Annotated in this window: 3 protein-coding genes and 1 pseudogene; 1 reads left to right on the forward strand and 3 read right to left on the reverse strand. The window is 76.1% G+C overall.

The genetic code is table 11. From position 1 onward, the window contains the following. Positions 1 to 1,650 (reverse strand): protein phosphatase 2C domain-containing protein (locus AN218_RS34240; protein ID WP_141747493.1); only part of this gene is annotated, 1,650 nt, incomplete at its 3' end. Between the two features lie 197 nt (positions 1,651 to 1,847). On the opposite strand from AN218_RS34240, the gene AN218_RS07010 reads away from it, so the two are divergent. After that, the gene (locus AN218_RS07010) at positions 1,848 to 2,237 is read left to right on the forward strand and encodes a PPOX class F420-dependent oxidoreductase (RefSeq protein ID WP_070015894.1); all 390 of its coding nucleotides are present in this window, start codon (positions 1,848 to 1,850) and stop codon (positions 2,235 to 2,237) included. Positions 2,238 to 2,331: 94 nt separating this feature from the next. On the opposite strand, the gene AN218_RS07015 is transcribed toward AN218_RS07010, so the two are convergent. Both AN218_RS07015 and AN218_RS36475 read right to left on the reverse strand, forming a co-directional pair. After that, a complete protein-coding gene (locus AN218_RS07015; RefSeq protein WP_070015896.1) occupies positions 2,332 to 3,987 on the reverse strand; it encodes a DNA-3-methyladenine glycosylase 2 family protein in 1,656 nt (551 codons plus the stop codon). A 29-nt stretch (positions 3,988 to 4,016) separates the two neighbouring features. Beyond that, positions 4,017 to 4,351: pseudogene (locus tag AN218_RS36475) on the reverse strand (MFS transporter); the annotation flags it as partial.

Here is a 4,351-nt window from a genome sequence, read left to right on the forward strand (position 1 = left end):
CTCCCGCTCGGACCAGGACCGGGCGAGCCGTTCGGCGAACGCGGGCTCGGCGCACAGCGGTTCGGCCAGGCCCGGACTGCACAGCAGCATCCGGTCGCCGGGCCGGGCGACGGCCGCGACGAAGCGGAAGGGCGAAGGCTCGGGACGCGCGGGCGGCGGCACCGGGGGCGCGCCCGCACCGGCGGGAGCGTTGGACGGCCCGGCGGGACCGCCGGACGGCGCCGTACCCGAGGGGGCGGCGGACGGTTCTCCGTGCGCCGGACGCCGCCCGAGCGTGCCCAACTGCACGGTCGCGTCCGGCTGTTGGGCCGCCTCGCGGTGGCGTACCGGGACGCTGAGCGCGGCGGGGTCGCCCAGCTCCGACGCGTCCAGTTCGTTCACGGCGGGGTCCGCGCCCGGCCCGCCGCCGGAGCCCGACGGGCCGTCCGATCCGGTGCGCGGGCTGTTCTCCAGGTCGCGCCACGCGCCGGAGCGCAGCCTGAAGACCCCGCCGGCACCGGCGCCGAAGAAGACGCGCGTACGGCAGCGGGGGTCGGCGGAGAGCAGCAGACAGCGCAGATCCGCCGTGTACTCCTCCGGCTGCATCCCCAACGCGGCGGCCTGCGCCCGGAGTTTGCCGTAACAGCGGTCGGTCAGCCGCTGAAGCCCGTACTTGAGATCGCCGCGCCGGTCGGCGCGTATGTCCTCGGCGAGGCGGACGTGGCTGCGCCCCACGGCGCCGCCGATGGAGTGGCAGATCTCGCGCGCCGCCCGGTGCCCGCCCGTCGCGGCCCGCCCTCCGGCGGCGACGGCCACCAGCAGCAGCGCGGACTCCCCCGAGCCGAAGCGCGCCGTCAGCAGCGCGTCACGGCGCAGCGCACCGCGGTGGCGGGCGGAGTCGCCGCGCAACGAGGCGGCGCGCAGGGTGAGTCCGCCGTAGTGGGCGCCGTCCAGCACGGTGTCCGGGACGAGTTCGGTCAGGGACGAGGGGTCGGCGGCGGGGAAGGTGGCCGGTTCGGCGTCGTACGTCGGGGGGCGCTCACCGACATGGCCGGGGCGCAGGGAGGAGCCGGAAGGGTCCGGGACGGTCGGTCCGGCGTCGGCGTTCTCCCGTGCGGGGCCCGTCAGTTGGGGCTCGGGGCGGTGCGGGCGCCGGGGACGTTCGGTGCGTCCGGTCGTGTCGTCGGCGTCGGGATCGGAGTCGGCGGTACGGGCGGTCTCACGGGCCGCCGTCGCGCCGGGGGTGCGCGGATCGGAGGGCGCGACGCCCTCCGCTGCGGGGTCCTCGTCGCGTACGGGGGACTCGTCGCGTACGGGGGACTCGTCGGGCACGGGGGACGCGTCCGCGTCCGGTTGGGAGACCTCCGCGTCGGCGGGCTCCGGGGACGGGGCCGACGGCGGCTGCGGAGCAGACTCCTCCGGCGCCGCTCCCCCGCCCTGTCCGTCGCGTCCGCGCTCGTCCCGTCCGTCCCGTCCTCCGGTACGTCCGCCCGCCGCCCTGCCGGGCGCCGTCGCGGGGCCCATGGTGCGCCGTACGGACGCGTACCGGTCGTCGAGGGTGTCCCCGGAGCGGCTGCTGCCCGTGTCGGGTGAGCCCGGGTCGTACAACTGCTGCCACCAGTCGTCCTGTTGGCGGGAATGCGGACCCCGCCGCCACCCCTGCTGCGTCATGCCCCTATTGTTGCCCCGCCCTCGGCCCGTGCATGACCGCTCGCCGCTCCGCTTCCCGGACGGGACGGGGCGGAGACAGAAACGGGGACGGCGGCCGTGTCCGTCCTCCGCCGTACGGCCGACGACGGACCTGGGCCGCGGACCTGTTCGGACCGGCGCCCGATGCGCCGCCGCCCGGCGCGTGTGAGTCTTCCGGCATGAGCGCCACGACCCGCGAACGCGAACTCGACGCAACCGAACGCGCCTATCTCGCCGGCCACCGGATCTGCCGGATGGCCACCGTCGACCCCTCGGGGCAGCCGCAGGTCAATCCCGTCGGCTACTTCCTCCAGGACGACGGCACGATCCTCTCCGGCGGCTTCGACCTCGGCCGTACCAAGCGCTGGCGCAATCTGCACGCCAATCCGCGGCTCTCGCTCGTCGTCGACGAGGTGGTCAGCCAGGACCCGTGGACGGTCCGCGGTGTGGAGATCCGCGGCGAGGCCGAACTGCTCGTCGGCCCGCACGACTTGGCCCCCGGGATGAGCGACGAGCTGATCCGCGTGCACCCGCGCTGGGTGCATAGCTGGGGCCTCGACGGGCTGTGAACGGCGGAATGTGAACGGTGGGCTGTGAACCACGGGATCTGAGCGGCGGGATGTCGAGCGGCCGGGCGTGAACCGGGCGGCGGGCCGGGCGAGTTCAGCGCCCGCCTTGGGACGCCAGCCGCCACAGATGGTGCAGGGCGTACGAGCGCCACGGCCGCCACCGCTCCGCCCGCCGCGTACCGCCGCTCCCCTCCCCCGTACCGTCGCCGGCGCCCGCGAGCTCCAGCCCGTGCCGTACGCCCGCGTCCCCGCCGAGGAAGACGTCCGGGTCGCCGAGCGCCCGCATCCGCACATAGCCCGCCGTCCAGGGGCCGACGCCGCGCAGTGCGCGCAGCGCCCGTTCCGCTTCGTCCCGGTCGGCCCCCGGGTCCAGGGCGACGGTGCCGTCGGCGACCGCCTCGGCGACGGTGCGCAGGGTGTCCCGGCGGGCGGCCGGCATGCCGAGTTCGCCGAGCGGCGCGGAGGCGAGCGCTCCGGCGTCGGGGAAGAGACGGGTGAGCGAACCGTCGGGCGAGGCAAGGGGTTTGCCGTACGCGGCGACCAGCCGCCCGGCGAGCGTACGGGCCCCCGCGACGGTGATCTGCTGTCCGAGGACGGCCCGTACGGCGAGTTCGAGCGGGTCGGGGGTACCGGGCGAGCGCAGGCCGGGCGCGGCCTCGACGAGGGGACGGAGGACGGCGTCGCCGCCGAGGCGTTCGGCGACGGCGTACGGATCCGCGTCCAGGTCGAAAAGGCGGCGCACGCGCTGCACGGCGGTCGTCAGATCGCGCAGATCGGTGAGGTGGAGGCGGCAGTCCAGCCATCCGCCGCCGGTGCGGCCGTTGCGACCGCCGGTGCCGGTGCCCGTGCGGGTGCGGGTGCCGGTGCCGCCCGGCCGTTCGTCGACCTCCGCGACGGCCGTGCCGTACGGGAGCCGCAGCGTCCGCCGGTAGGTACGGGCGCCGGGCACGCCCGTCACCTCCTCGACGCCGGGGATAGCGCGCCGCTCCAGGAAGCCGAAGACCTGGTCGTGTGCGTACGGACCGCGGTAGGCGAGGCGCAGCGGCACCCCCGCGGGCCCGGACGGGGCGTCGGACGGGAGACGGGACGGGAGACGGGAGGGGCCTGAACTGCGCGGCGTGCGCGGGCCGTTGCCGCCCCGGGACGCCGCCGCGCGCAGTGCGCTGGGCGTACGGGCGTAGATCTCGCGCATCGTGTCGTTGAACTGCCTTACGCTCGCGAAGCCCGCCGCGAACGCGATCTCCGTGACGGGCAGCGGCGTCGTCTGGAGCAGCACCCGCGCCGTGTGCGCACGCTGTGCCCGCGCCAACGCGACGGGCCCGGCGCCGAGTTCGGCCGTGAGCTGGCGCTGCACCTGCCGGGCGCTGTAGCCGAGGCGTACCGCGAGGCCCGCGACGCCCTCGCGGTCCACGACACCGTCGCCGATCATGCGCATCGCGCGCCCGACGACGTCCGCCCGCACGTCCCACTCCGCCGAGCCCGGTACGGCGTCCGGCCGGCAGCGGCGGCAGGCGCGGAAGCCCGCGCGCTGCGCCGCCGCGGCGGAGGGGTAGTAGCGGACGTTCTCCCGCTTCGGCGTGACCGCCGGACAGCTCGGGCGGCAGTAGATGCCGGTGGTGCGCACGCCGAGGAAGAACACGCCGTCGAACCGCGCGTCCCTGCTGCGTACCGCTTCGTACCTGCTCTCGTCGGTCGTCACGCCACCCAGTGTGCGTCCGCGTCCGGGCCTCCACTCGCGGGAATCGGACATGGTGCCCGCCCGCGGCCCGGCACTGCGGTTCACGGCCCGCTGCGGCCTCCGCCCGGCGTCCTCCGCGTCCGCCTCCGGTGCCGGAACGCGCGGATCCGCAGGACGAGCGCGATCAGCAGATACGGGACGGCCGCCAGCACGAAGAGCGTGCTGTGCTCCCAGATCCGCGAGCCGAGGCCGTACCCCGCACACAGCAGCACCCCGATCACCTCCGCGCCGAACCCGGAGAGGGAGGAGACCGTCGCGCGGGCACGGTCCGTGACGCGGTCCTGGAGCAGCGCGTCGCACGTGACCATCGCCCACTGGAAGACGCCGAACGCGACCGCGAGCAGCACCACTCCCGCCGGTCCGCTCACCGCGCCCG

Origin of the sequence: Streptomyces nanshensis (genome assembly GCF_001751255.1) — a bacterium.
In the GTDB taxonomy this organism is placed as follows: domain Bacteria; phylum Actinomycetota; class Actinomycetes; order Streptomycetales; family Streptomycetaceae; genus Streptomyces; species Streptomyces nanshensis_A.